This is a genomic window from Brevibacillus reuszeri (assembly GCF_001187725.1).
GTDB lineage: Bacteria > Bacillota > Bacilli > Brevibacillales > Brevibacillaceae > Brevibacillus > Brevibacillus reuszeri.
In genome coordinates this window covers 1-26,253 of the sequence record NZ_LGIQ01000017.1, presented here as the reverse complement: position 1 = coordinate 26,253, position 26,253 = coordinate 1, and the positions used below count along the sequence as shown (strand labels likewise).

Sequence of the window (26,253 nt, the reverse complement as noted above, 5' to 3'; positions counted from 1 at the left end):
ATCTCAAGGAGGAAATTATGATGAATTTACTGGAAAAAACAAGAAAAATTAATGTGATGCTGCAAAAGACAATGGGAGGTAGCGGAGTCGGTTATCAGGATCTCGCCAAGCTCTTGTCGGAAGTTATTGCAGCGAACGTGTACATCATCACAGCGGATGGCTCAATTCTTGGCAGCGGCATGAATCAGGAAATTGCCTTGAATGAGGAAGGCCGCCCATCCAGCCAGCTTCAGGCAGGCGTACATCAAAAACTGCTGGAAGTCACGCAAACATTAGCAAACGAACCGATTCAAAGCCCGTACAGTCTGGTTCCAAAAGAACTCAGCTCCCTGTTCCCGCAATTGATGACGACTATCGTCCCGATTAATGCAGGAGGCAGCCGTCTTGGAACGCTTGTACTTCTGAGAGCTTATGGTCAATTTGAAACAGAAGATTTGATCTTGGGCGAAATCGGTGCTACTGTGATTGGAATGAAAATTGTCCGTCAACGTACAGAGCAAATCGAAAACGAAGTGCGTGACAAAACCTTTGCAAAAATTGCGCTCTCTTCCCTGTCATACAGTGAGCAGATTGCGATCGAAAAAATTATGGAGCAGCTCGATGCCCGCGAAGGCCTGCTCGTAGCAAGCCAACTGGCAGATCAGGCAGGGCTTACTCGCTCTGTAATCGTTAACGCATTGCGCAAGCTGGCAAGTGCTGGAGTGCTGGAGTCGCGTTCACTTGGTATGAAGGGTACATACATCAAGGTACTAAACGAAAAGTTCCCATCCGAGCTGGCAAAATGGAAAACCTCATAATAATAACATAGCAGCACCGCCCACCCTTCCTCAAAACAGGAAGGGTTTTTTGCTTAGTAGAAAAAATTGGATCAGCACACGCGTTTTCTTGATTCAAAAAGTAACATTTTTCGCCATAATACGATTTTTCTTTCAAGTAGTATCCACACTAGCTATTTTTATGTTTTTTTACAAATAAGTTCAGAAAAATTAAACAACGTTCACGAATTAACAGTTGAACATCGATTCACTAGCCTATATAATGTCCACAAAGGTGCAGACTTCACAAAATTCTAAATTTAAAGTTTAGACTTCATAACGGGGATGAGGGGATATCGAGATGAGAGTCATGATCGGTGGGTTGGCTCATGAAACGAACACGTTTTCCAACGTACCATCTACGCTTGAATTGTTTCAAAGCTGGGAATGGTCTCATAAAGAAGAGATACTCGTAAATCATAGGAAAGTCAGAGATTACCTCGGCGGGATGGTTGATCGAGCAGAGGAGCTGGGAATTGAGCTTTTGCCTACGTTTTGGACGTTTGGCTATCCATCAGGCACGATAACCAAAGAGGCGTATGCTGTGATGAAGAAAGAGCTCCTCGACGCGATCCAAGAAGCAGGGCAGGCCGATGCAATCTGTCTTTCGCTCCATGGAGCTGGAGTAGCTGAAGAGGTAGATGATTTGGAGGGGGATCTGCTGGCTGCCATTCGCGCACAAGTCGGCTACGAAATCCCGCTGATCGCAACGCTTGATCTGCATGCCAATATGACACAGCGCATGGTAAGTGAAGCAGATGCACTCCTCAGTGTCCATCTATATCCGCATGTAGACTGCTATGAGCGAGGTATTGAGGCGATTGATCTGGCACGCAAAATGGTTGAGGAAAATTGCAGACCCACCATGCATTTGACCAGACTACCCCTCGTCATTCCTACATCGGCAACCCATCATAATCCTGTCAAAGATATCAACGATGCTTGCTGGGCATGGGAAAAGGAAGCAGGCGTTATCGATTGCGCTCTGATCCATGGGTTCCCGTATACGGACATCCCGGAGCTTGGGATATCTATTCTGGCGATTACAGATAATGATCGTGACCTGGCGAAGAAAGTAAGCGAAGATATCGCCCGACTGGTTTGGGAAAAACGGGACGAATTCGAGCTGATTAAGCCGACTCCTGCAGAGGGGATTGCACTCGCTTTGGAATCGGAAGGTATGCCAATCGTCATCAATGAGACCTCTGACAATCCAGGGGGAGGAACACCAGGAGACGGAACGTATTTGCTGCAAGCCATGCTCGATGCCAAGCTGACTAATGCGTGCTTTGGTTTCATCTACGATCCAGAGGTAGTGCAGCAAGCGTATCAGGCTGGAGTGGGAGCCACGATCGCGATTCAGCTCGGTGGAAAAACGGATCATTTACATGGAGAACCAATTTCTGTAAACGCTTACGTTAAATGCTTGACAGACGGCAAATTCATCGCGACAACCCCGATGGGACAAGGCGGGCGAGTAAACTATGGAAAATCGGTTCGCTTGCAAATCGATGGAATTGATGTCGTCGTCTGTTCGGTGAAGTCTCAGGTTCTCGACGAGCAGATCTTTCAGCTTCACGGGATCGATGTCACCAAGTACAAGATTGTTGCTTTAAAATCCAGTACTCATTTCCGCGCTGCCTATGAGCCGATTAGTGCCAAGGTCATCACGGTCGACTCACCAGGCTTGACTACGCTAAACTTCCGATTCTTCAAATATGAGCGAGTAGAAAGACCGATTTATCCACTCGATCCAATAACTGATCCATTTCATCAAATTCTCACAAGAAAGTAGAGCTCACATGGAAACTGTACAAGAACGCATTCGCAAGATTTTTCCCGATCTAACCAATCAGCAAAAGCTGGCAGCCAAATATATTCTCGCCGAACCAAAGGAAGTCGCACTTCATCCCGCAAAAGTAGTAGGGGCACTCAGCGGAACGAGTGAAACAACCATTATTCGGCTATCGTACGCACTATCTTATTCCGGGTATAGCGAATTGCAGAATGAAATACGCAGCTCTCTTTTGGAAAGAGTTCCACAAGATAAGGCATTAAAGAGCTTCCTGAACGCCGCTGAGGAAATACGGGGGCGCACTGATCTGATTACCTTTAGCATGGAGCAGGATGTGGCCTATATCAGACAAACCTTGGGGGAGCTGCGAGAAGAACAGCTTCAACAGGCGGTTGCCAGCATTTTGGCAGCCAAGCAAATCATCGTCGTTGGATTCAGAAGCTCTTATTCATCCGCTCATTGGCTTACTTTTAACCTGAATGTCATCAGAGGAAATGCCCGTCTCTACAACGGTCCAATCGACGATGTCAACCATCTGATCAATCAAATCGACAAGGATTGGCTCGTCATCGCCTTCTCTTTCCCCCGCTATATCAGCGAAACGATCTTGTTCGCTCAAGCAGCCAAGGATAAAGGAGCTACGATTTTGGGAATTACAGATGATGAGCTTTCCCCGCTCGGTCCGATCGCTGATCAGGTGCTGAAGGTTTACGCCCCGTCGCCGATCGCGATCAAAGGCATGGCTTCGATTTTCGCCATGCTCAATATATTGGTCAGCGGTGTTGTTCAGGCAGATGGAGAGCAGATACAAAAACGAATAGCGGAGTACGAGGATTCGAGCCGCCAAATCTATCCGTTTGTAGATTCCACAGAGATTTAAGTTGTGACAGAAAAAGGGGGAGAAAGGGAATGAAAAAGCACTGGTGGTTAAAAGGGGCGCTTAGCGTGCTACTCGCTACAACCGTTGTAGCAGCCGGATGTTCTTCACAATCGTCTACCAATCCAGGGCAAACGGGGACAGAGGCACCGAAGGGTGGAAACACCTTGGTGATCTCGGCTCTGGTTGATCCTGATACGCTGGATTTGCATAAGTCAACATGGGTAACTGCTGCAAACTCAATTATATATGAGCCACTGATCACGCGTGATCTGGAAGGAAAAATCAGCCCAGGTTTGGCTGAAAAATACGAGGTTTCCGAAGATGGAAAGGTTTGGACATTTACCCTGCGTAAGGGACTTAAATTCCACTCGGGTGAACCAGTAACAGGAGAGGCAGTCAAGCAATCATTTGATCGCTTGCTGGAGGTTTCACCGGTGAAGAGCATCGTCGGTCCGGTTGAAAAGGTAGAGGCAACTGACGAGCTTACCTTTAAAGTTTATTTCAGCAGTCCGTTTGCTCCTTTTCTCAGTGTAGTCGTTAGCGGCATGATTTCTCCGGTCGACGCGAAGAAAGCCAAGGAGCTGGGAGATGGCTTTGGCGACAATCCATCTGGAACAGGTCCAGTTATATTTGAGAAGCGTGAGCGCGGGGCTTCCTTGACCTATAAGAAAAATCCTGATTACAACTGGGGACCAGAGTACGCACAGAACAAAGGTCCGCTACATGTTGACAATATCACGTTCCGTTTCTTGAAAGACGACGATACGAGGATGATGGAATTCAAGAAAGGCACGATTCATATCCTCAATGACGTCCCTGCGAATTCAGTCGCGGAATTGCAGTCGCTGCCAGGGGTCGAAATTAATAAGACAATGGATATCGGGCATAAATACATCGCTTTTAATAACCAGCACCCGCTTTTCTCAGATGTTCGTCTTCGTAAAGCAATTGCACTCTCTGTCGATCGTGATCCATTGGTACAGGTAGCTCTAAACGGCTTTGGAAAGCCCGTTTACGGACCACTGCCTTCAACCATTTGGGGGTATAGTGAGAAGATTGAGAACGAAGCGAAGCAAATGTATACCCGTGATTTGGACCAAGCTCGAAAGCTGATGGCAGAGGCAGGCTGGACAGACACCAATGGTGATGGACTTGTGGACAAGGATGGCAAACCACTCTCTGTCGAAATCATGGTTTCCCCAGAGCCAGCGTACCAACGTGCGGCTCAGATTTTACAGAGCCAACTGAAAGAAGCAGGGATTGATCTGAAAATTACCGTTCAGGAAATCGCAACAATCAAAGACCGCATGAAGAAAAAGTCGTTCGATATGGCTTTGATGTACTTTGGCTGGTATGATGCCGATATTCTTTATCTCATCTTCGAAAAGAGCAACTCGGCTAACCGGATGAGCTTTAATACCCCGGAATTGGATGATCTCTTGAACAAAGGGCGTGCAGCAATGAATGAAGAGGAGCGTCTCAAAATTTACGAGGAAGCCCAAAAAATATTGATCAATGAAGAGCCATGGGTACCACTGTGGGTAAATGAAACGGTTACGGCTACAAGAGGGATCAAAGGGGTGATTATGAACCCGTATACACAAGGAATGATCCTGAGCGACGTTACGATTGATAAATAGACAAACAAAGAGGTGGATAGCATGCGTCGATACGTACTAAAGCGGCTGCTCTCCCTAGTAGGAACACTACTAGGGGTATCCGTCCTCATCTTCCTTATGGTGCATCTTATCCCTGGAGATCCAGTAACGACGATTCTCGGGCAGTTTGCCACTCCGGATGCAGTCAGCCAAATGCGTGCGGCACTTGGGCTTGACGAGCCGTTGTGGCAGCAATATTTGCACTTTTTAGGAAGGCTTTTGGTAGGCGATCTGGGTACTTCCCTATTTACTGGTCAAAGTGTGTGGGAGCAAATTACACAGCGCTTTCCGATAACTTTGCAGCTCGCTATTTTTAGTGTCATTATTGCGGCAATTTTCGGGATTTTGCTCGGTACGATTGCGGCAGTCAAGCAAAATACAATTGTGGATCGACTGGTTGTTCTTTCATCATTGGTAGGGATTTCTGCACCAGGCTTCTGGATTGCGCTGTTCCTGATATGGATCTTTGCTTATAAGCTGGGTCTATTTCCGATCTCAGGTTATGAGGGGTTACATTCTTTGCTGCTTCCAGCGATCACACTAGGGATGGCAGAAGCGGGAATGATTGCCCGGATGACACGCTCCAGCATGCTTGAGGTCATTAAGCAGGACTACATGCGCACGGCAGAGGCCAAAGGAGCAGCCGTGATCAGAATGGTTTTCAGCCACGGCTTACCAAATGCTATTATTCCTGTCGTTACGATGCTGGGCTTGCAATTTGGTTCGCTTATGGCAGGGGCAGTCGTAGTAGAAACCGTCTTCTCCTTGCAGGGAATAGGAAGCTTGGCGATTGAATCCATAGGCAAGCGAGATATGCCAACAGTGCAAGGAATGGTATTTTTCATGGCAGTGATTTTTGCAACAACGAATCTGGTCGTGGATTTAATCTACAGTCTGATAGATCCGCGTATCCATTACGACTAAGGAGAGGAGGCAGACTATGGTGAACAACAAAATTCGTCCTGAGTCGTATTGGAAAGTCATTGGAAAACGATTGGGCCGCAATAAAACAGCGATGGGTGGGGCCGTTATTCTTCTGATTTTTATCGTAGCATCCTTACTCGCTCCATGGATCGCTCCTCACCCCGTCGACCTTATGAATTTCGATAACAGATTAGCTCCCCCTAGTGCTACGAATTTACTAGGTACTGATGATTTTGGCCGTGATATTTTTTCACGCTTGCTACACGGCGGACGCATTTCCTTGATGATGGGATTGATCACGGTGGTGCTTTCTACGGTCATCGGGGTCACACTGGGGATCGTTGCCGGATACTACCGAAGGGTTGACATGTTTATCATGCAGGGAATGGATATTCTCATGTCTTTGCCAGCACTCTTGCTCGCCATTGCCGTCATTGCGGTTCTGGGACCAGGGCTGACCAATGCCATGATCGCCGTCGTCATTGCCGTTATTCCTTCGTATGTCAGGATCGTTCGCTCGGCGGTTCTTTCCATCCGTGAAAAGGAATACATCGAGGCGGTCAGAGCGTTGGGCATTCGGGACTGGAAAATCTTGCTGAAGCATATTTTACCGAATATTCTTTCGCCGATCATCGTGCTTTCCACGATTCAGTTTGGTGTGAGTATTTTGGCAGCAGCAGCACTGAGCTTTCTTGGCTTGGGTGCTCAGCCGCCGATGCCAGAGTGGGGAGCGATGGTTTTTGTCGGTAAGTCTTTTTTGAGTCAAGCTTGGTGGATGTCGATCTTTCCAGGTATGACCATTATGCTAGTGGTCCTTGGTTTTAATCTGTTAGGGGACGGATTGCGCGATGCGCTTGATCCAAAAACAAGGTAATGGAGGAAGGGAGGGCAACCACCGATGCAGGATGTATTGCTTGCGGTAGAAGATCTACGATTGCAGTTTCAGACAGAAAAAGGAACGCTACCAGCCCTGCAGAACATTTCCTTTCACATTCGAAAAGGGGAGACGGTCGCACTGGTAGGGGAGTCCGGCTGCGGTAAAAGTGTGACGTCACTGGCGATCATGGGCCTCTTGTCGAAAGCGATGACCAAAATGGAAGGAAGCATTACATTTCGCGATACCAAGCTAAATCAATTGGATAAAAAAGAAATCCGAGCGATCCGGGGAAATGAGATCGCGATGATCTTTCAAGAGCCGATGACCTCGCTCAACCCTGTGCATACCATTGGCAAGCAATTGGAGGAAGTGTACTTACTCCATAGTGATTTGTCTAAAAAGGAACGCCAGGCAAAAGCAATCGAGATGCTTAAAAAGGTAGGCGTTCCTAGGCCTGAGAGCATCATGCGTGAATATCCGCACCAATTGTCCGGAGGAATGAAGCAGAGAGTCATGATCGCGATGGCGATGGCCTGTAATCCTGATTTGTTGATTGCAGATGAGCCGACGACGGCTTTAGACGTGACGATTCAAGCGCAAATTTTGGAGCTGATGAACGAACTGAAGGAAAACGGCAGTACGTCCGTTCTGTTGATCACTCATGATCTGGGTGTCGTGGCAGAGATGGCTGACCGTGTGCTCGTGATGTACTACGGTGAAATCGTCGAGGAAGCAGATGTTGCAAGTCTGTTTGCCAATCCGCTGCATCCGTACACGGCAGGATTGCTGCGTTGTGTACCAGATATGGAGGACGAGGAGGAGCGTGCCAGACTGGAACCGATCGAGGGGAGTGTGCCGCTACTGGGAGAAGTGACCCAAGGCTGCGCGTTTCGCTTTCGCTGCCCACATGCCCATGAACGCTGCTCCAATGAAAAACCGCCACTGCTGGCAACTGGCTCACAAGCGGTCCGTTGCTGGCTGTACGAGAACAAGGAGATGGCGGTATGAGCGAACTGTTAACAGTAAACGACCTGAAGACGTATTTTACGGTCAACAAAGGACTGCTTGGTAAAAGCAATGACGTAGTGAAAGCGGTAGACGGAGTGTCCTTCGAGGTGAGAAAGGGCGAAACGCTGGGCCTGGTTGGGGAGAGTGGCTGCGGAAAATCGACTACTGGACGAAGCATTATGCGTCTTATTGAGCCAACTGGCGGAACCATCCATTTTGAAGGGAAAGAGATTTCCAAGCTTTCGCCTTCCCAGTTTCGACCGCTGCGCAAGCAGATGCAGATCGTGTTTCAAGACCCGTATGCATCCCTGAATCCAAGAATGACGGTACAAAAAGCATTGGAGGAAGCAATCGGTGTTCGGCTGCCTCAGCTTTCAGCCAAAGAGCGCGTGGAGCATGTGCAGGAATTGCTGAATTTAGTGGGATTGAACTCCCAATTCGCTAGCCGTTACCCACATGAATTCAGTGGTGGGCAACGTCAGCGGATCGGGATCGCCCGGGCACTGGCTGTCCAGCCTTCACTGATCGTAGCCGACGAGCCTGTCTCTGCGCTTGATGTTTCTATCCAAGCCCAAATTGTCAACCTTTTGCAAGATCTGCAGCAACGTCTCGGATTAGGGTATTTGTTCATTTCGCATGATTTAGGTGTCGTTCGTCATATTAGCGATCGGATCGCCGTGATGTATTTGGGCCGAATCGTCGAGATTGCTGACAAAAAAGATTTGTTTGCCCGACCGATGCATCCGTATACACAGGCATTGATGTCTGCTGTACCCAAAGCCAATCCGCTGCGAAAGAAGGAGCGAATTGTTCTTACTGGCGATGTCCCAAATCCGGCAAAGCCCCCTGCTGGCTGCGCTTTTCACACGCGTTGTCCGCATGCGGTCGAGATGTGTTCACAAGTTAGACCTGTTGCCACCTCTGTTAATGCAAACCATTACGTATCGTGCCACCTATATGGCCTAGAAGGGATGAAAATCATTGAAAATAGAGCGAATTGAACTACAGCAACTGAACATGCCACTTCGTTTCCGATTTGAGACCAGTTTTGGTAGCACGAGTATTAAGGATTTTCTCCTTGTCAGTGTGTACAGTGAAGGCGAAGTTGGATACGGAGAAAGCGTAGCGATGCCAAATCCTTACTATAATGAAGAAACGACTGAGACTGTCTGGCACATGTTGGAGCGCTATCTCATTCCGCAGCTTCTGAGCACGCCAATCGAGGCACCAGAGGATGTAGACCGTCTTTTCGCGCCAATCCGTCGCAACAATATGGCGAAGGCAGCTTTGGAAGGTGCTGTATGGGATCTATATAGCAAGAAAAAAGGAATTTCTCTGGCAAAAGCACTCGGTGGCGAAAAATCAATCATCGATGTAGGGATTAGTATCGGGATTGAACCGACAGTAAAACAGGTACTTGAAAAAGTAGAGCGTCATCTCGGTGAAGGCTATAAAAAAATTAAAGTAAAAATCAAGCCAGGTTTCGATGTGGATGTAGTCCGTGCGATCCGCGAAACCTTCGGAGATGATGTGCCACTGATGGCAGATGCCAACTCTGCTTACACGATGGAGCATCTGGATATAATGAAGGAATTGGATCAGTACAATCTGATCATGATTGAACAGCCACTGGCACATGATGACATCATCGATCATGCCAAGCTGCAAAAAGAGCTGCGCACGCCGATTTGTCTGGACGAAAGCATCCACAACGTGGAAGATGCGCGAAAAGCGATAGAATTGGGTAGCTGCGGAATTATCAATATAAAAGTTGGTCGTGTAGGTGGATTGACCGAATCAAAGCGGATTCACGATTATTGCCAGGCACAGGACATTCCTGTATGGTGCGGCGGGATGATCGAATCAGGTGTGGGACGTGCGCATAACATTGCCATTACCACATTGCCTAATTTCACCATTCCGGGGGATACCGCTGCCTCCAGTCGTTATTGGGAGGAAGACATCGTAGAACCTGGAGTTGAGCTTGTTGCTCCTGGACAGCTGGCTGTTCCCGAAAGCCCTGGAATCGGCTACAAGGTAAATACAAATGCAGTAGGCAAATACGCCATTCGTTCGGCGACTTTCAGACCGTAGGCAAGAAGTTTCGTAACAACCTTCGTCAGACATAGATAATGAGTGAAGGGGAGAAGAAAAGTGGCAAAATGGGTCCAATCGTTTGAAGAGTATGCAAAGCAGCTGCTTGAAAAGGGAAAGATCGTAGGAGCATCCATGGGACTGGCAGAGAATGGAGAACTGAGCTATTTTCAAGGGTTCGGTCTCACGGATAACACGGAGGATGCCCAGGCCGTTACTGTGGATACAGTGTTTGGGATCGGCTCGGTTACCAAGGTGTTTACATGTGTCGCGGTCATGCAGCTTCAAGAAGCAGGTAAGCTCTCCGTTCATGATCCAGTCGTCAAATATATTCCGGAGCTACGTACCCCGAATGAAGCACACACTCGGGAAATAACCATTCATCATCTGATGACGCACACTGCTGGCTTCCCTGCATTTGACACGTTAATGGGTGCAATGAAAAGAAGTATGGAAAACGACCCACACAATGGTACCTTCAGCTCTGGTTTAGAATTTGATTTAGATAAGATGGAAGCGATTGATACAAAAGATCAATTTGTCGCCTACATTTCAGGGCTTGATTACGAGCTGCTTGGTCCTCCAGGTACGCAGTTCAGCTATTCGAACGACAGCTTTGCTCTGCTTGGGGTTATTATCGAGCGTGTGAGCGAAATTTCGTATGAGCAGTTCGTGAAAGAGAATATTTTGGACCCTGCCGGGATGACACGGAGTGCTTTTCTCCTCGAGGACCTGCCTCAAGACACACAGGTCGCGACTCTGTTTACCCGCAAAAGTGCGGCGGATGGTGGCGAGGTTTACCGTTCTCCATCCTGGTGGGATGCACCGTCTATGCGTGCAGGAGGCAAGCTGAAATCAACCATACATGATTTGCTGCGCTTTACCGAGATTTTCCGCACGGGAGGGTTGGTTGGAACAAAACGGATTCTGACCGAAGAAAGTGTGAGACAAATAACCCTCGCTCATACGCAGATGAATCCTTATCAAGGATATGGGTATGGGCTTATGATTGCAAGTGACTGCCATGGTGGACAGCTGATTGAACATGGTGGAGCTGTAAAAGGTGTCAGTGCCCAATTGTTTTTCCTCCCAGAACGCAATTTGACCGGAGCCGTTCTCATGAATGTCGATGGAGGACCTGCGGCAGATTTGATGCATGGCATGTTGAACGAGATCAACGAAAAGCCCGCAAATACACCACCATTTGTTTATCCTGATTATGAAGTGTCAACGGAGGCACTTACGTCCCTAGTTGGTTTTTATCGCTCCTCCGAAGGGGCGAATGTAACCGTTGAGATTCAGGAAAATGGTTTGGTTTTGAAACTTCTGGGTACGGGCGTTCCGCTGAGACCTGTCGGAGAAGACAGCTTTGTTTGGAAACGGGGAGAGAATGATTCGTTTGTTCGATTCTTTCGGGATGAGACGGGAGCCAGTATCAGGCTGTTCGTTGGAGGACGTCAATTGATCAAATCACCAGTCAAAAAAGAACAGGCGACCGTATAAATACGAAAACGCGCACCTGCAAGCAACCAATCTGCTTGCAAGGTGTGCGTTCTTGCTTTTAGGAGGAGAGGGACGTACTGGCTGCAGGTGTTTCAACAGTAGTTCGTTTCCAATCGGGATGCTGCTCCATTTTCCGATAAGCAGGAATGAACAAGAGGCTAAGTCCAATGCAGGTAAAAATGATTCCTCCACTAAAGAGCAGAAGTCCTGGCGTTGCCATTTTTGCTTCAAGTAAATAGGAGCAGAGAGCGTAGCTAACCGGGCCAAAGCCGATGGACATGAGAGAAAGCAAAGACATGACACGTCCAAGAACATTGGCTGGGACGATTGTTTGAATATAGGTAATTAGTGGAATGTTTGTCATCGTAAGCGTCATTCCAATCAGAAACATGGAGATCAAACCAAAAGTAAGCTGCTGCATGAAAAATAGGGAGCTCATACCGACACCCATGAAACCGAGAATAACGGGAAGTAGGATGAATTTTCCACGGAACCCTTTCCATAATCCTGTCAAAATCCCCCCAACAATGGTACCGATGCCAAGCGACATGCTAAGTGAGCTATACGAGCTGCCATCCCAGCCGAGATCTTTGACATGAAGCGGTATGCCCATGTTGATCGGGCCGGAAAACATCATATTGGTAAATAGAGAGGTCACAAAAATAATACACAAGATCGGAACAGAAAAAGTAAAGCGGATTCCCCCCATGATATCTTTTAAGTAAGAGGTTTTCGCAGCAGCAGGTTCATGTTCCTTACTCTCCTGCTCACTCGGATTCAATCGAAGAGAAAGGATAAACAAGGTGCCTGCGAAAAAGGCAACGCCAAGAATCAGGAACATGACTGGATAAGTGGTTGTTTTAATCAGCAGGGCCGAGACGACAGGACCGCCAACCATGCTGATTTGCTGGGAGATTTCCATCATGCTGTTTGCTGGGGCGAGCTGTTCACGTGTAACAAGAGAAGGCAGAATGGAGCTGCGAGCGGGCCAAAAAAAGGCGTCTACCGTACCAAAAAGGACAGCCAATACATAAGCGGAGATGGGGAGGAAACTGTTATTTTCATTCATCAGCATCAGGCTGAAGCCGGCGAGGATGAGTCCCCGTGCCAGGATGGATAAAAACATGATCCATTTCCGATTCCAGCGGTCCGCAGCCACTCCCCCAGCCAGCATGAACAGCAGGCGAGGGATGGACATGCAGATCAAGGTTGTGCCAAGCATTGCTTCCGAGCCTGTCACATCAACGATGAACCAGGACAGCAGGATAAAAAAGGCACCGTCTGCCATCGCAGAAAGAATCGTTCCGCACCACAGCAGGGCGAACGAGCTATTGCGCCAGAGCGCTTTATTTCCCCTTTGGCTCGTCATCCTGGTCACTCCTTTGCTTCTTTTTGACAACGATCTTGCTTGGCAGATGTATATGATCTGAAGAAATGTACTCGTAGTTTTCAGGCAGTGATTCATCGTCAGCGACATAAATACGTTCATTCGTCATGAAGCCAACAGTAACCATATAAAAGTTTTCTTCGATATCGGGGGCTTCTCCAGCCGCTATTCGCTTTACATATCGGTCTTCCATTTCCGTGAGCTCGGCCAGAAGAGCATGGTATTTTGATAGCCACGCAGAGATTTCATCGCGGGGAGCCTTAATTTCTGCATTCATCGCAATGGTTGGCGACCGTTTCTGTGCATCTGCAAACAACAGGAATGATTCATCCGGGGCATTATACAAACGCGTAATGCTAGAGCGCAGATGATTTAGCATAGACTCCTGTAAAAGCATCGTATCCTCTCGCAGGGACGGGAGAAGATCATCACTTACTTTAAAATCATAGGCTACGGATCTGTAAAACTTTTGCATGATCCCGTTTTTCTCTTCTGTACGCACGACATGGACAAAGCCGTGGTTCTCCAATTCTTTCAGATGGTAATGGATTTTGGAGGCTGACAAAGAGAGTTGTGTAGCTAATTGCTTCCCTGTGTATTCGTCTTTTACCAGCATGGTGATGATTTGCATTCGTAATGCATCGCTTACGGCTTTTAGTTGATCCAATGTTTCAACAACCAAATAACGTTTCAAGTAATCACCCTCGTTTAGTTGAACAGAACGTTACATTATTTTTACACGTTCAGTTTTATTTGAACGTATTGTAGCAATAAAACATTCCGTTTGGCAAGATCAATTTGCCACTATTTTTTGACAAGTGTTACAATACGAGAAAACGGTGAAAGGATGCTTTAATCATGTCATTGCTACAACATCCAGTCTTTCGCCGTTTGTATACGGCACATATCATTCACATCATCGGAAATGAGTTTACTTTTATTGCTGTCGTTGGGCTGCTGAATGACTTGAGCGGCTCAGGGCTATCCTTTGCAGCGGGGACGGTATTTCGGATGCTGCCCTATGTTTTGACCAGCTTTTTCTCAGGTGCGCTCGTAGAGAACTGGGATAAACGCCGCGTGATGATCATCGTGAATTTGCTTCGCGGGATTTTGGTCAGCCTCTTTTTCTTCATTACCTCTGTTACCTATTTGTGGGTAGCCTTTTTATTGTTGATTTTGGTCAATATATGCAGTGCGTTTTTTCAACCCGCCATGCAGGTCGCGATTGTCAGCTCTGTAGAAGAAAAGGACCGTCTCGCTGCCAACTCGCTTTTGCAAGGCACCACGTCCTTTTTGATTATTGTCTGCCAAGGTGTTGCGGCTATCCTGGTGTATTTGTTCTCTTATCGTTACAATTTTTTGCTTGATGCGGTGTGTTACCTGGCATCATTGTTTATCCTGCTGCAGCTCCCGCAGATAGCCAGTGCAGAGGCCTCCAAGGCAACGGCCGGTTTTAAGGACAGACTTCAGGAAGGATTTCGCTACATCAGCAAGCAAAAAGAGATTGGGAGAGTTATCTTTTACCAAATGGCAGAGCGGGTATGTGGTGCTTACTACATCATGTTGATGTTTTATGTGCTCACCGAGCGAGGAGAAGGCCTGTATGTTTTTGGTCTGCTTGACATTCCACTCGGACTCGGAGGCGTGATGGCAGGAATTCTCGTTAACCGACTATCGTATCGTCTGGGTGAAAAGGGCGTGACGGCGGTACAAGGCTGGGCACTTGTAGCGATGGGCTGTGCCATTGTCGCGGTCTTTCATATCAAGCCGATCCTGGGACTTGCGGTTGCGATTTTATTCTGTTCATTCGCTTCGTTTAGCTCTGCGATTTTGTCTGTTACCAAGCTTCAAAAATTAGCCGATCCGGCCTATTTGGCCCGCGTTTTCTCGATCAGAGAGATGGCGACGATGGGGAGCTTTTCAATAAGCTGTCTCATTCTCGGATATGGAGCTGAAAAGGTAGGGAGTGCCACGGTCTCGGTGTGGCTTGGCGTTTTTGGGGTACTGGCAGGAATGATCTGGCTTTGGAGTCAACGAAAGCTGGAAAAGACAGAGGCAAAAGCATACTGAGAGGTAAAAAGCCCTTTGTTGCTTGGTGGCAAAGGGCTTTTTTCTTTTTTTATTTAATAAATATAATTATTGAAAAAGTATGTAATGAAAGTTACAATAAGGGACAAAAGAAGGAAAGAAGAGGAAGATGACAGATGAAAGAGCTATGGCGCCAGCGTTCCTTTCGCTGGTATTGGCTAGGAATGTTCTTATCCAGTCTTGGGGATCAGTTTGGCTGGATGGGTTTGACCTGGTTTATTATGAAAAAAACAGGCTCCTCTGTAGCCATGGGTGGAGTCATTCTTGCCTACATGCTGCCTTCTGTTTTGGCTGGGCTGCTGGCGGGGGTCTTACTGGATCGATACGATCGCCGCAAGCTGATTATGGTAGACAATGTGGCCCGAGGACTTATTTTTATCGCACTGGTTGTCCTGTTACAGGTAGAACAAGTACCCCTTTTCCTGGTGTATGTGCTGATCGTGATTGCAGGTCTGCTCTCGCCGCTTAGCTCTGCAGGGGCCCAGACGCTGCTGCCAAGACTGGTGCCGGATAAAAAGCATCTGGTCAAAGCAAATGGGGTTATGGAAAGTCAGTGGCAAATCGTTTACATGTTTGGACCCGCCCTGGCTGGTGTATTGATCAGCTTGATTGGGGAAGCAAATGTCCTTTTGATTGATGCCTTTAGCTTCTTCATCTGTGCATTCTGTTTCTCGCGACTGCCGAAACAGCTTACCCAAAGTGCAAACCCTGCATCGGCTCCTGCAGGGAAAATCGGACCGTTTTTGCGCTCGCTCCTATTGGATATGCGCACAGGCTACCGCTATGTATTTGGGCAAAAACAGATGCTCAGCCTTATTTTGTTTACCTTTTTATTTAACATGTCCTATGGGCCGATTGAGGTAGCCCTTCCTCTGTATGCGAATCAAGATTTAGGGGGAGGATCAGTCGCTTTGGGGATGCTCTGGTCTTCATTGGCGATTGGTGCGCTTCTCGGTTCCCTGTTCTTCAGTACGATTAATTGGAAAATTCCGTTAGGGGCCACGTTGGCAGGTATTATTGTAGCGTGGGGTGTGACAACCTTGCCGCTTGCTATCTTTTCCCGATTAGAAGTGGCGATGATAGCAATGGCACTGGCCGGATTTTGTTTTTCTCCCTACAACATTTTGTACAGGAGCTATCTGCAAAAACAAGTTCCTGATGCCTTACTGGGGCGAGTAATGACCAGCATCAGGACGATTACGGGGACAGGAATGCCTGTAGGGGCAGCGGTATCAGGGCTGTTAATTCCCGGATTAGGCGTACAGGGCCTGTTCGGAGCAGGAGCAGCTGTTTGTATCATCTGTGGGGGGATCGCTTTCGGAGCTTTGCGGCATTTGGATGACCAGTCATCACTTGCGGTTGAGGAGCGGGGCGACTAGCTGCTTCAGTTTATGCGGCATGAGGCTATACAGAAAAGAGAGTGCATGCAGACGAAACGGCATGGCAACCTCGGGGCGTTTTCTTTGTACAGCTTTGTATATGAGTGAAGCCGTTTGTTCAGGTGACAGCAAATAGCTGCTGACTTTACTGCGATACGTACCTGTTTTATCCGCTCGATCTAAAAAAGGTGTATCGATCGGGCCAGGCAGCGCACAAGTGACTTGTATTCCTGTATCCGCCAGCTCATGGCGAAGTCCCTCACTAAAGCGAATGACGGCAGCTTTACTCGCGGCATACACAGCAGCCTTGGCCGTAGCGACCTGACCGGCGAGCGAAGCAATGTTGACAATATGGCCCTGATTCTCTTGCAGCATCATAGGCAGAAACGCACGCGTCGTGTACATGACTCCTGCAATATTGGTGAGCAGGGTCTCCTCCAGCTCTTCTAGTCGCATAAGCACTAAAGACTCGAAAACAGCCGTTCCCGCATTATTGTAAAGCAGGTCGCATTTGCCAAAACGAACATGAACCCATGCTGCAAATTGGCGAACGGCATCATTGTTTCCGACATCCAGTGGATAGATGTAGAGCTTTTCAGGGTGAGAAAGCTTCCTGGCGAAAGCCTCTAGCGTGCTTTCACTGCGGCTCGTAGCAATGACCAGATCTCCTTTTTTGAGATAGAGCTCGGTCAGTGCCTTGCCGAGGCCACCAGATGCACCTGTAATGACAACGATTTTGGCGGAAGACATCGTAGAATTCACCTCTTTCAAAAAGGAAGGGGATGGATGATGTGGGCATTGGTACGGCTAAAATCCCAGGCGACCCGAAGTATAAGCTTCTGGCTTGTTGTGAAGGATAGCCCCTAGGGGGTGAATACACATGCCACAAGTTAAGTGCAGTGTTGCTAATTGTGAGTACTGGGCGCAGGGCAACCTATGCAGCGCCGACGAAATTATGGTGGAAATTGACGCTCACGCAAACGCAGGCTACAAGGAAGAGTTTGCTGGTGAGTATGGTCAAAATACGGAACACCAAGACCAGGCTGCTTCTTCGTCTGAAACCTGTTGTCTGACGTTCAAGCCGAAGAAAAAGTAAGCTGCGATTCTCGGCTCAAAAAGACGTATCTGTCGAAGATACGTCTTTTTGCTTTGACTGCCGATGGAAATTAGAAGCTTGTCCTGGCAAGAAACAGCTGATTGGCTTTTTCTTGTGCTTCATCCCAGGAGTTCACACGATGAACAAGATCTGGCAGTGTACTTTTGTTATAAGGGGTATCGAAGAGAAGAACAGGAATTTGTAGCGCTTCGGATAATTGCAGCGCATTTTCCAATCGATCCTCCAAGAACAGATCAACCTGCCATTTGCTTGCAGCAGCCAGCTTGTCATGGGATCCAACCAGATCCACCTCATGAAAAGGAATCTGATAACGGGTAAACCAGTCTAAAGTCACATCGCGATGGCGAGCATCCCGTGCGCTTATATAAACGAGCTTGTGCTCTGCATACCATTTGCGAAGGATGTGATCTGCATTGCCGTGTACAGGGGATTCATCGTACAAACGGTGGCCGTATTGATCGAGCCACTCGTCAAACTGTGCGTCTGTAATGTTGTACACATTCGCCAAATTGTACTCGTAGCAGTCTTCGTATCGTAAATCTTTTCCAAAGCATTCATTCATCAACGGCACAATACTGCTAGGTGAAGTCACTGTTCCGTCAATATCAATTCCAATGGTTAGGACTTTGTCTGTTTTCATTCTCTCGCCTCCCGTTTAAATTGTACACCTTTCGCAGACAATAAGGCTACTTCCTTCACCACAATTCCTTTGGACAAGGGGCTGAGCATAACATGGCGGACCAAAAAGAACGTATGAATGCGAAGCGGAAGGAAGATACCGGCTTTTCCGAAACAGTCGACATGCACGATACGGAGTTTGCAGCTGATACGTGGACGCAAGCTGAGTTCGATCGACACGAGGCAAGGGCCCGCAAACGTATCGCCTATGATCCGTTTACCCAGACTGAGCGTTACTTTGGCGACTCAGACAGGGAGAGGACAGACTTTTCGGAGCGTTTGGACGGCGTTGTTCTGGCACGGGAGGAGCATGGCGCCCCTCGTTCTGTCAGAGATGACGACGTAGAAACGGCGGCAGAGATCGCCGACCCAATCCCTGTTCGTCGATCCTCACGTGATGTTGTCGATGACGACAGCCGGGAAGGTGGGGCAAGCGGTATTGGGATGACAGGCTTGGGATTATCGATCCTTTCCCTGTTCCTCATGCCTTATGTGATTGCTCCCATCGGGATGGTGCTAGGCTTTTTGGCTTATCGTCGAAATGCACGGGCACTAGGGGCATGGGCAATGATTATCGGTGCAGTCGCCATCCTTGGCGCCTTGGTAATCTACCCGTACTACACCGCTCGTTAGGCACCAAACCCCAAAAGCCTCTCCGGTCGCTTGTACCTGGAGAGGCTTTTGTTTTTCCTTTAATAAAAAGGAGAATGAAATGGGGTAATAGCGGCGATGACAGCATCACGAAACACGTCTGCACGACGCACCTGATCATTTGTTAACAAGCCGTATGCGCCACCACGATGGTTGCTGTTCGTGGTCTTACCCCATTCGTCAATAACGGTATGAAGTTCTATTTTTTCTTGCAAAATTCGCTCTGCAGCGAGATGCGGCATGGGAAAGGACAAGCCTTTTCCCAAAAAAAGCTGTCTCCCATCCCAAGCCGCACAGACGGAGATGAGGTACCACTGATGTGTAAAGCGATCGTCATACATCAAACCGCCTTCCAAACCAAGTCCGATTTGCGCCTCCGGTAATGCCTCCAATACAGCTTTAGCCCGATTGATGGCACCCGTGATCGTTTCGTCCTCGCTCATGGGCTGATCCGAAATGCCTGAGGGGACAGATAAGCAGATCGGTTCTGCTCCTGTCGCCATTTGTACAGCTAATCGTTTTGCTCCGTTTGTCGTCCCTAAGCCAAAACGCCACGAAGAAAAATCCAATTGCAATTCCTCCATTTCCAGCATTAAGAGGTAGTATACCACTTTCCCACAAACGGTTGTGTTGTGATAAGATAATGCGTATACGTAAAGTCAGATATTACAGAGAAAAAGAGGAGTGGACGATGAAATTTACGAAATTGCATGGCTTGGGTAACGATTACGTGTATGTCAACTGCTTTGAAGAAGATTTGACAGGCGTAGATCTCCCCGAACTGGCAAGACGGGTAAGCGACCGTCATTTTGGGATTGGCGGAGATGGGCTCATTTTGATTTTGCCTTCGGAGCGAGCTGATTTTCGCATGCGTGTGTTTAATAACGATGGCAGCGAAGCCAAAAACTGTGGGAACGGCTTGCGATGTGTGAGCAAGTACGTATATGATCATGGCTTGACAGAGAAAGCGACTTTCACGGTTGAGACGCTGGGCGGCATGATGACGCCGGTCGTTTCTTTGGGCGAGGACGGTAAAGTCGAGCAGGTGACCATAGACATGGGAGAGCCACGCTTTGAGCGGGCGGCGATACCAATGGCCGGTATTCCAGATGAGCAAGCGCGTGAACAGACAATTGAAGTGGATGGCGAAGTTTTCACCATGACAGCTGTTTCGATGGGGAATCCTCACGCGATCATCTTTGTGGATGAAGTAAGAGATGAAGATGTCACTACCTACGGTCCCAAGATTGAATTCCATCAATGGTTTCCGGAACGTACTAATGTCGAATTTATCCAAATATTAAATCGGAAGGAAATTCATTTCCGTGTATGGGAACGCGGTTCAGGGGTGACACTTGCCTGTGGCACAGGGGCATGCGCAGCAGCTGTTGCTGCTTCCTTGAGCGGAAAGACGGACCGAGAAGTAACGGTGCATCTTGCAGGCGGGGACCTGATGATTAACTGGAGAGAAAGCGATAATCGCGTCTTCATGACAGGTCCGGCTACAGAAATATTTTCCGGTGTATATCAGGGAGAGATTCCATATAAATAAGAAAAAACCGTTCTTGTCCAGTTGCGGGCAGGAACGGTTTTTTCGTGTTGTAAAAATCCTTGCTTATTTTTTGCCAGCGGCGATTTTGATTGCTTCCTGATGATCAGGGTCAATTAGATTATCTTTATGACGCAGGCTGCCAAGAAAATGTATATCAAAATGACCGCTAAAGTTGTTATCTGTGATGTACTCGATGCTATGCGGCATGGATGTCATCGAAGCAGCAATTCGTCTGCCTTTTACTTCTACAATAACGGGCCGGACACTCCAGGAAAATGAGCCTCCCCAGATATCCTTGATGATCGCTGTATCTGCGGCAGTAAGTGGCTCTGTATCAGAATGCGAAGCGCCAATGGTACGCTTCACTCGAAAGCTTTTTTTCGTGGCGAAGTCAGTTACTGTTGCAACAGCATTGATCGGAAACAAGTACTGAGCAGCATCAAACCAGTCCAGGTATTCACCGTACGCAGCGCCTGTCACAGCTGTTTCGGGAATGTGGTGCACAGGAATCTTTACGGTTTGTCCGACTTGTAAATAATCCGTTTCTGATAATCCGTTCACCTGGAGGAATTCGGTCATAGGAATCCCGTGTGCAATCGAAATGGTCCATGGAGTATCGGCAGCAGCCACTTGATAATTTATGTTTTCAACCCATGGCTTGTCCTGTTTGGCAACTGGTTTCGTTTGTTCGTTGGTGCCTGCTGTCGCTTCGCTTGGGATAAGCAGCTTTTGTCCGATCAACAGATCATCCGTTGACGGTAATTGATTGATATTCACAATACTCTGAATGCTAACGCCATATTTGGCAGCGATCTTCCACAAGACGTCGCCGGATTTCACTGTGTAAACCCGCGAGCGTGGCGGTATGTATAAGGATTGACCTACCAGTATCATGTCTGAAGTCAGATTGTTAGCCAGCTTTAGCTGCTCTACTGTTATTTGATTGTGATAAGCGATAATGCCGAGTGTATCTCCAGGCGCGACAGTAACAGATTGAGCCCAAGCGGAAGTGGTGGGGAGCAAAGCAGCAATCAGGATCGTTGTCGCGGACAGACGTTTCCAGCGTGATGTTTTGAACATGAAAGCCTCCTCGTTGCCGTAGCATGATGTGATTGACTGATACAAGTACTATTGTAAGCAGTCAAAGGATTGGCTTTCATTGGATAAATCCCCCCTCATATGGACGATTTTCCCAAACTAAGAAAATTGAACCGTTAGAAAGGATGTTTATTTGTACCCACAGTAGGAGTGCTTTTCCACGAAATAAGGCATGAAGACATAAAAATAGCGCGGTTGCGGCAAAAACGTCCTGCCACTACCCACGCTATTGAAGGGAAAATAAGCGAAAAGTCACCCGTTGTACACCTCATTTAGATATGCGACGTCTGATCGGTCCGTGCTTTTGTTCATTTTGGCCAGTTCTGCTTGTAGATGCTTCAATTCCGCTTCCATTTTTCTGATTTTCTCTTGCATAGCTTGTGCCGTCATTGTTGTTCTCTCCCCGTTGTCATTGTTTTATCTAAATTTATTGACTATTCTAACGAAATGATTTCAGGAAGTAAATAGCCTATAACTGGATGTAAGCGCTTTAGCTGTGAATACTCTGTGAACGAACGTTCAGATTTGGATTTTTTTGCTTGTTATCTCCTCTGTATACGGGAAAAATAAGGAGGCAAAGTGCTTTCCACTGTATGAATGGGGAAGAGTCATGGTATGATGAAGCGTAGATTTAAGGCAGCTTGCCTTCAGGAAGGTGTATACTGGTGATTTACTTGGATAACAGTGCTACGACAAGGCCCCATCCTCAAGTGATTGAAACGGTGCGACGAGCCATGGAAAGCTATTACGGGAATCCGTCCTCTTTGCACCATAAAGGGGCAGAAGCAGAAAATGTGCTGAAGCAGGCACGAAAGGTTGCCGCACAGTACCTTGGCTGTAAAGAAGGAGAAATCATTTTTACCTCAGGTGGTACAGAAAGCAATAATACGGCGATCAAAGGTATTGCCTTTCAATATCAGAACAGAGGGAAACATATCATTACGACCCAAGTGGAGCATCCGGCGGTTTATGATGTTTGCAAGCAGCTGGAGATCTTGGGCTTTACGACTACGTATCTTCCCGTCGACAAAGATGGTCGTGTATCTGTGGAAGATGTCAAAGCGGCGATTCGTCCTGATACCATTCTCGTATCCATCATGCACGTCAATAATGAGCTGGGAACAATCCAACCGATTGAGGAAATCGGTCAGTGGCTGAAGCAGTTTCCGAAGGTGCTGTTTCATGTAGACGCGGTCCAATCGATTGGCAAGATCCCCCTCCGGATTAAGGACTCCGGGATTGATCTTATGAGTGTGTCTGCTCACAAGTTTTATGGTCCGCGTGGAACTGGCATTTTGTATAAAAGAGAAGGCTTGATCATTCATCCACTCATGATGGGTGGTGGGCAAGAAGCCGGCGTGCGCTCAGGAACAGAAAATCTGCCAGCCATTGCGGGCATGGCAAAAGCCTTTCGGATCCTTGAAGAGTTCGGCAGCGTGGAGAGTATCAGATTGCAAGGCTTGAATCAGCAGTTGCGAGAAGGAATCGCTCAAATCGAAGGCTGTATCATCAATACTCCTGAGACAGGTGCTGCTCCGCATATTATGAATCTGTCCGTACCAGGAGTAAAAGCGGAGGTTCTCTTGCATGCTTTGGAGGAGCGCGGCTTCTTGATCTCTACGAAATCCGCCTGCTCATCCAAGGTAAACGAACCGAGTCGCGTGCTAACAGCGATTGGTATCCAACGTGATTGTGCGTTATCGTCTCTTCGCGTCAGCCTGGGGAGAGAGAACACTGCCGAGGATATCAAGCAATTTGTGTCGGCCCTGGGGGAGTGCGTCATTCAGCTTCGTTCTTATATGAAATAACGCAATCATTATTATATGCACAGAAAAAAGCGTGTCTAACAAAAAGGAGATAATCATGAACTACGATGTTATTTTGATTCGCTATGGCGAGTTGGCTTTAAAAGGAAAGAACCGCGACCAGTTTGAGGATGCTCTTGCAAGAAGTGTGAAAAGTGTCCTGCGTTCGTTTTTTAAAGTAAAAGTACGCCGCAATTACGGCAGGATGTATGTGGAGCTGCATGGTGAGGATGCATACGCGGTTATGGAACGACTGAAGCGCGTTTTTGGGATTTCTTCCTTTAGTCCAACCATCCAGGTTGATCCGGATATTGAAAACATCAAGGTCAAAGCGCTTGAGATGATCCGTCAGTTAAATCCGCAGCCGCGTAACTTCCGTGTCGTAACCCGTCGTGCAGACAAACGCTACCCGATTCCTTCTATGGAAGTAAACCGCATGGTTGGAACACATATTTTGCGGGCGATTCCAGAAATCAGTGTAGACGTGCATAATCCGGAAGCAATTGTAAACGTCGAAATCCGCACAGAAGGGACATACCTGAGCTGTGAGACGATTCCGGGACCGGGCGGATTGCCAGTAGGTGTGAGCGGCAAGGTTCTCCTGCTGTTATCTGGCGGAATTGACAGTCCTGTTGCTGGCTGGATGATGCTGAAAAGAGGCGTGACGCTTGAAGCGATTCATTTCCATAGCTACCCGTTTACGAGTGAGCGCGCTCTGCAAAAAGTACGTGATCTCGCACAAAAGCTGACGAAATGGGGAGGAACTGTTCGTCTTCACGTCGTACCTTTTACAGAGATTCAAACAGCGATTCGCGAAAAATGCCCGGAGGACTATCTCATCACGATCATGCGCCGGTTTATGATGCGCGTGTCGGAGCGAGTAGCAGCGAATACGAAGGCAAAGGCACTTTCTACCGGTGAAAGTCTTGGACAAGTCGCGTCTCAAACGTTGGAGAGTATGGATACAATCAACAAAGTGATCTCGATTCCGATTTTACGCCCACTCGTTGGTATGGACAAAATCGACATTACCGATATTTCTCGCAAAATTGATACGTATGAGCTGTCTATTTTGCCATATGAAGACTGCTGCACAGTATTTACACCTAAAAACCCGGTAACACGTCCGAAGCCCTACCTGGCTGCTCGTTTTGAGGAGGCGCTGGATGTGGAAACCCTCGTAGAGAATGCTGTGGCGGGGACTGTGATTGAAGAAATTACAACAAAACCAAAAGAAACAACAACAGATCTGTTCTAAACTGTACCGTTATAAGAAAAGGCAGAACGGGGAGAGGTTGTCATGATAATCCGTTATGAGCGCAACGGCAAGGTAAAGCATGGCTGGATGGTTGAAGCAGATCAGAAGGTACGCGTGATCGAAGGGGACATTTATAAAATCCAATCCGCAAAACCGATCATGACAGGACTTGAGCTGTCGCTGGATGAAATCGCCATAAAAGCCCCTAGCGAGCCAAGCAAAGTGGTGTGCATCGGGGTAAACTATCGCGATCATGCGGAGGAAATGGGAATCGAGCTGCCAAAAGAGCCCTTGATGTTTTTGAAGCCTTCGACGACTGTAGTCGGTCCCCATGAACCGATTGTCTATCCAAAGCTGACTGCAAACCTTCATTATGAAGGAGAGCTTGCTGTTATCATCAAAAAAGAGGCGAAAAGGGTCAAAGCTGAAGATGCTGATGATTACATTCTCGGATGTACCTGTGCAATCGATGTGACTGCGCGTGATTTGCAAATGTCAGATGGGCAGTGGACGCGATCGAAAAGCTTTGATACATTTTGTCCGCTCGGTCCTGCGATCGCAGCCAAGCTGGATTATCAAAATCTGCGCATCGTGACTCGTTTAAACGGGGAAGTGCGTCAAGACTCCAATACCAATCAAATGGTGTTTACGATCCCGCAAATCGTGGAGGCTGTATCTGCTGTGATGACCTTGCTTCCTGGGGACGTCATTCTTACAGGTACACCACCTGGAGTAGGGGAGCTCAAACCAGGAGATGAAATCTCGGTAAGTATTGAAGGAATCGGAACGCTTAGCACGCATGTTGTTGCAGAAGACTAGGCAGTCGTGCAGTGAAATAGTCAAGCCCCCTCTACGTGGATTGTGGAGGGGGCTGCTTTTTTCACCGTATAAGCATTTATAAGCGCGACGCTTAATGAAGGAGCGCAGGCAAGGTACCTCTGTGTCCACTTCTCATATTACTTCGGTGAAACTTTCCCCTAAAACGCGGTTGCTCCTTCTTCGGGAAGCCTCGATAGAGGTCTTCTTACTCTTCTTCTTTTGTAGGATCGTCGTGAATCGGATGAGCAGAAGGGTCTTGCCGAGGCAAGTCTTGATGCATCTGGCGTGTTTCATATGTGAAGCGAGTTGTTGTTGAGTGTTGCCCAGGCTCCCAGCCAGTAGCTTTCCCCAGCTTGACTTCATTTGTGGAAGCACCGTATGGACCTTCAGGAAACTCCTCTTGAAGAATTTCGTTTCGTTGTGATTCAACGGTGGATAGCTCACTGTATCGTTCATTTTCATACTCTTCATAGGTTGGTTTAGGTTCCATGTGTACACCGCCTTTTTGAGTGGTCATCTTTCGAGGTTACGGCTTCAAAGATAGTGTGAAATAAAAAGAGCGGTGTTATGCGCTTTACTATTGACTTTACGATTGTGTTCAATTATATTTAAATTCTGCCGAAAATGATCAGGGAACTGAACGGACGCGGATGAAAAAGCTTAAAAAAACATCTTGACTCTAAAAGGGGATTTTTGATATATTAGATCTTGTCGCTGCTGAGGCGGCAAAGATGGTCAAAAAAACCTCTTGCAAAACAAAGAGCGATGTGATAAGATCAAGGAGTCGCTTTTTGGGCGAAATGGAAAAATGTTCTTTGAAAACTGAACAGCGAAAGCGTTAATGAGTCTATCATTAAATGATTTGCC

The 26,253-nt window shown here is 47.6% G+C and carries 26 protein-coding genes; 18 read left to right on the top strand and 8 right to left on the bottom strand.

Annotation, left to right across the window (positions count from 1 at the left end; genetic code table 11):
- Positions 1–20 precede the first annotated feature (20 nt).
- The 10 genes from codY (at position 21) to ADS79_RS31535 (ending at position 11,554) form a co-directional block, all read left to right on the top strand.
- A complete protein-coding gene (codY, locus tag ADS79_RS31580) occupies positions 21–797 on the top strand; it encodes a GTP-sensing pleiotropic transcriptional regulator CodY (protein ID WP_049742461.1) in 777 nt (258 codons plus the stop codon).
- A 319-nt stretch (positions 798–1,116) separates the two neighbouring features.
- A complete protein-coding gene (locus tag ADS79_RS31575; protein WP_049742460.1) occupies positions 1,117–2,610 on the top strand; it encodes a M81 family metallopeptidase in 1,494 nt (497 codons plus the stop codon).
- Between the two features lie 7 nt (positions 2,611–2,617).
- A complete protein-coding gene (locus ADS79_RS31570; protein WP_049742459.1) occupies positions 2,618–3,490 on the top strand; it encodes a MurR/RpiR family transcriptional regulator in 873 nt (290 codons plus the stop codon).
- Between the two features lie 29 nt (positions 3,491–3,519).
- Positions 3,520–5,130 carry an ABC transporter substrate-binding protein gene (locus tag ADS79_RS31565; protein ID WP_049742458.1) on the top strand — a complete coding sequence of 537 codons (1,611 nt, stop codon included), beginning with the start codon at positions 3,520–3,522 and terminating at the stop codon, positions 5,128–5,130.
- Positions 5,131–5,151: 21 nt separating this feature from the next.
- On the top strand, positions 5,152–6,072 hold the full coding sequence (locus ADS79_RS31560; protein ID WP_049742457.1) for an ABC transporter permease: 921 nt from the start codon (positions 5,152–5,154) through the stop codon (positions 6,070–6,072).
- Between the two features lie 16 nt (positions 6,073–6,088).
- The gene (locus ADS79_RS31555) at positions 6,089–6,946 is read left to right on the top strand and encodes an ABC transporter permease (RefSeq protein ID WP_049742456.1); all 858 of its coding nucleotides are present in this window, start codon (positions 6,089–6,091) and stop codon (positions 6,944–6,946) included.
- A gap of 24 nt (positions 6,947–6,970) precedes the next feature.
- Positions 6,971–7,957, top strand: coding sequence for an ABC transporter ATP-binding protein (locus tag ADS79_RS31550; protein WP_049742455.1), 987 nt, complete (start codon positions 6,971–6,973; stop codon positions 7,955–7,957).
- Complete coding sequence (locus ADS79_RS31545) at positions 7,954–8,958, top strand: ABC transporter ATP-binding protein (RefSeq protein WP_049742454.1); 1,005 nt, start codon at positions 7,954–7,956, stop codon at positions 8,956–8,958. The genes ADS79_RS31550 and ADS79_RS31545 overlap by 4 nt, the downstream gene beginning before the upstream one ends.
- Positions 8,939–10,051, top strand: a complete 1,113-nt coding sequence (gene menC, locus ADS79_RS31540; protein ID WP_049742453.1) for an o-succinylbenzoate synthase — start codon at positions 8,939–8,941, stop codon at positions 10,049–10,051. Before ADS79_RS31545 ends, menC begins: the two co-directional genes overlap by 20 nt.
- Positions 10,052–10,111: 60 nt before the next feature.
- The gene (locus ADS79_RS31535; protein WP_049742452.1) at positions 10,112–11,554 is read left to right on the top strand and encodes a serine hydrolase domain-containing protein; all 1,443 of its coding nucleotides are present in this window, start codon (positions 10,112–10,114) and stop codon (positions 11,552–11,554) included.
- A 58-nt stretch (positions 11,555–11,612) separates the two neighbouring features.
- Here ADS79_RS31535 and ADS79_RS31530 read toward each other — a convergent pair whose 3' ends face one another.
- On the bottom strand, positions 11,613–12,923 hold the full coding sequence (locus ADS79_RS31530) for an MFS transporter (protein ID WP_049742451.1): 1,311 nt from the start codon (positions 12,921–12,923) through the stop codon (positions 11,613–11,615).
- On the bottom strand, positions 12,901–13,635 hold the full coding sequence (locus ADS79_RS31525; protein ID WP_049742450.1) for an ArsR/SmtB family transcription factor: 735 nt from the start codon (positions 13,633–13,635) through the stop codon (positions 12,901–12,903). Before ADS79_RS31525 ends, ADS79_RS31530 begins: the two co-directional genes overlap by 23 nt.
- Before the next feature lie 164 nt (positions 13,636–13,799).
- On the opposite strand from ADS79_RS31525, the gene ADS79_RS34750 reads away from it, so the two are divergent.
- Positions 13,800–15,011: an MFS transporter gene (locus tag ADS79_RS34750; RefSeq protein WP_084766156.1), complete on the top strand. Its 1,212-nt coding sequence runs from the start codon at positions 13,800–13,802 to the stop codon at positions 15,009–15,011.
- Positions 15,012–15,145: 134 nt separating this feature from the next.
- Complete coding sequence (locus ADS79_RS31515) at positions 15,146–16,408, top strand: MFS transporter (RefSeq protein ID WP_049742449.1); 1,263 nt, start codon at positions 15,146–15,148, stop codon at positions 16,406–16,408.
- On the opposite strand, the gene ADS79_RS31510 is transcribed toward ADS79_RS31515, so the two are convergent.
- On the bottom strand, positions 16,379–17,158 hold the full coding sequence (locus ADS79_RS31510; protein ID WP_049742448.1) for an SDR family NAD(P)-dependent oxidoreductase: 780 nt from the start codon (positions 17,156–17,158) through the stop codon (positions 16,379–16,381). The genes ADS79_RS31515 and ADS79_RS31510 overlap by 30 nt on opposite strands.
- 130 nt (positions 17,159–17,288) lie before the next feature.
- On the opposite strand from ADS79_RS31510, the gene ADS79_RS31505 reads away from it, so the two are divergent.
- The gene (locus ADS79_RS31505) at positions 17,289–17,504 is read left to right on the top strand and encodes a DUF1540 domain-containing protein (RefSeq protein ID WP_049742447.1); all 216 of its coding nucleotides are present in this window, start codon (positions 17,289–17,291) and stop codon (positions 17,502–17,504) included.
- A gap of 70 nt (positions 17,505–17,574) precedes the next feature.
- Here the strand turns inward: ADS79_RS31505 and ADS79_RS31500 are convergent, their stop codons facing one another.
- Entirely contained in the window at positions 17,575–18,165 is a 591-nt protein-coding gene (locus ADS79_RS31500) for a nucleotidase (RefSeq protein ID WP_049742446.1), read from the bottom strand.
- Positions 18,166–18,257: 92 nt separating this feature from the next.
- Here ADS79_RS31500 and ADS79_RS31495 point away from each other — a divergent pair, with 92 nt between their 5' ends.
- Positions 18,258–18,836, top strand: a complete 579-nt coding sequence (locus ADS79_RS31495) for a hypothetical protein (RefSeq protein WP_049742445.1) — start codon at positions 18,258–18,260, stop codon at positions 18,834–18,836.
- Between the two features lie 59 nt (positions 18,837–18,895).
- On the opposite strand, the gene ADS79_RS31490 is transcribed toward ADS79_RS31495, so the two are convergent.
- Positions 18,896–19,423, bottom strand: coding sequence for a DUF84 family protein (locus ADS79_RS31490; protein WP_236700170.1), 528 nt, complete (start codon positions 19,421–19,423; stop codon positions 18,896–18,898).
- Positions 19,424–19,545: 122 nt separating this feature from the next.
- Here ADS79_RS31490 and dapF point away from each other — a divergent pair, with 122 nt between their 5' ends.
- Positions 19,546–20,406, top strand: a complete 861-nt coding sequence (dapF, locus tag ADS79_RS31485; RefSeq protein ID WP_049742444.1) for a diaminopimelate epimerase — start codon at positions 19,546–19,548, stop codon at positions 20,404–20,406.
- Between the two features lie 63 nt (positions 20,407–20,469).
- Here dapF and ADS79_RS31480 read toward each other — a convergent pair whose 3' ends face one another.
- On the bottom strand, positions 20,470–21,486 hold the full coding sequence (locus tag ADS79_RS31480) for a LysM peptidoglycan-binding domain-containing protein (protein WP_084766155.1): 1,017 nt from the start codon (positions 21,484–21,486) through the stop codon (positions 20,470–20,472).
- 270 nt (positions 21,487–21,756) lie between these two features.
- Positions 21,757–21,894 (bottom strand): coiled-coil domain-containing protein 22, encoded by a 138-nt coding sequence (locus tag ADS79_RS35415; RefSeq protein ID WP_161807333.1) that lies wholly within the window; start codon positions 21,892–21,894, stop codon positions 21,757–21,759.
- A gap of 275 nt (positions 21,895–22,169) precedes the next feature.
- On the opposite strand from ADS79_RS35415, the gene ADS79_RS31475 reads away from it, so the two are divergent.
- The 3 genes from ADS79_RS31475 to ADS79_RS31465 are packed head-to-tail and all read left to right on the top strand — an operon-like array spanning position 22,170 to position 25,386.
- Positions 22,170–23,312: a cysteine desulfurase family protein gene (locus ADS79_RS31475; RefSeq protein ID WP_084766154.1), complete on the top strand. Its 1,143-nt coding sequence runs from the start codon at positions 22,170–22,172 to the stop codon at positions 23,310–23,312.
- Between the two features lie 55 nt (positions 23,313–23,367).
- On the top strand, positions 23,368–24,567 hold the full coding sequence (gene thiI / locus ADS79_RS31470; protein ID WP_049742443.1) for a tRNA uracil 4-sulfurtransferase ThiI: 1,200 nt from the start codon (positions 23,368–23,370) through the stop codon (positions 24,565–24,567).
- 42 nt (positions 24,568–24,609) lie between these two features.
- Complete coding sequence (locus ADS79_RS31465) at positions 24,610–25,386, top strand: fumarylacetoacetate hydrolase family protein (protein WP_049742442.1); 777 nt, start codon at positions 24,610–24,612, stop codon at positions 25,384–25,386.
- A gap of 205 nt (positions 25,387–25,591) precedes the next feature.
- On the opposite strand, the gene ADS79_RS31460 is transcribed toward ADS79_RS31465, so the two are convergent.
- Positions 25,592–25,876, bottom strand: coding sequence for a hypothetical protein (locus tag ADS79_RS31460; RefSeq protein ID WP_049742441.1), 285 nt, complete (start codon positions 25,874–25,876; stop codon positions 25,592–25,594).
- Positions 25,877–26,253 lie beyond the last annotated feature (377 nt).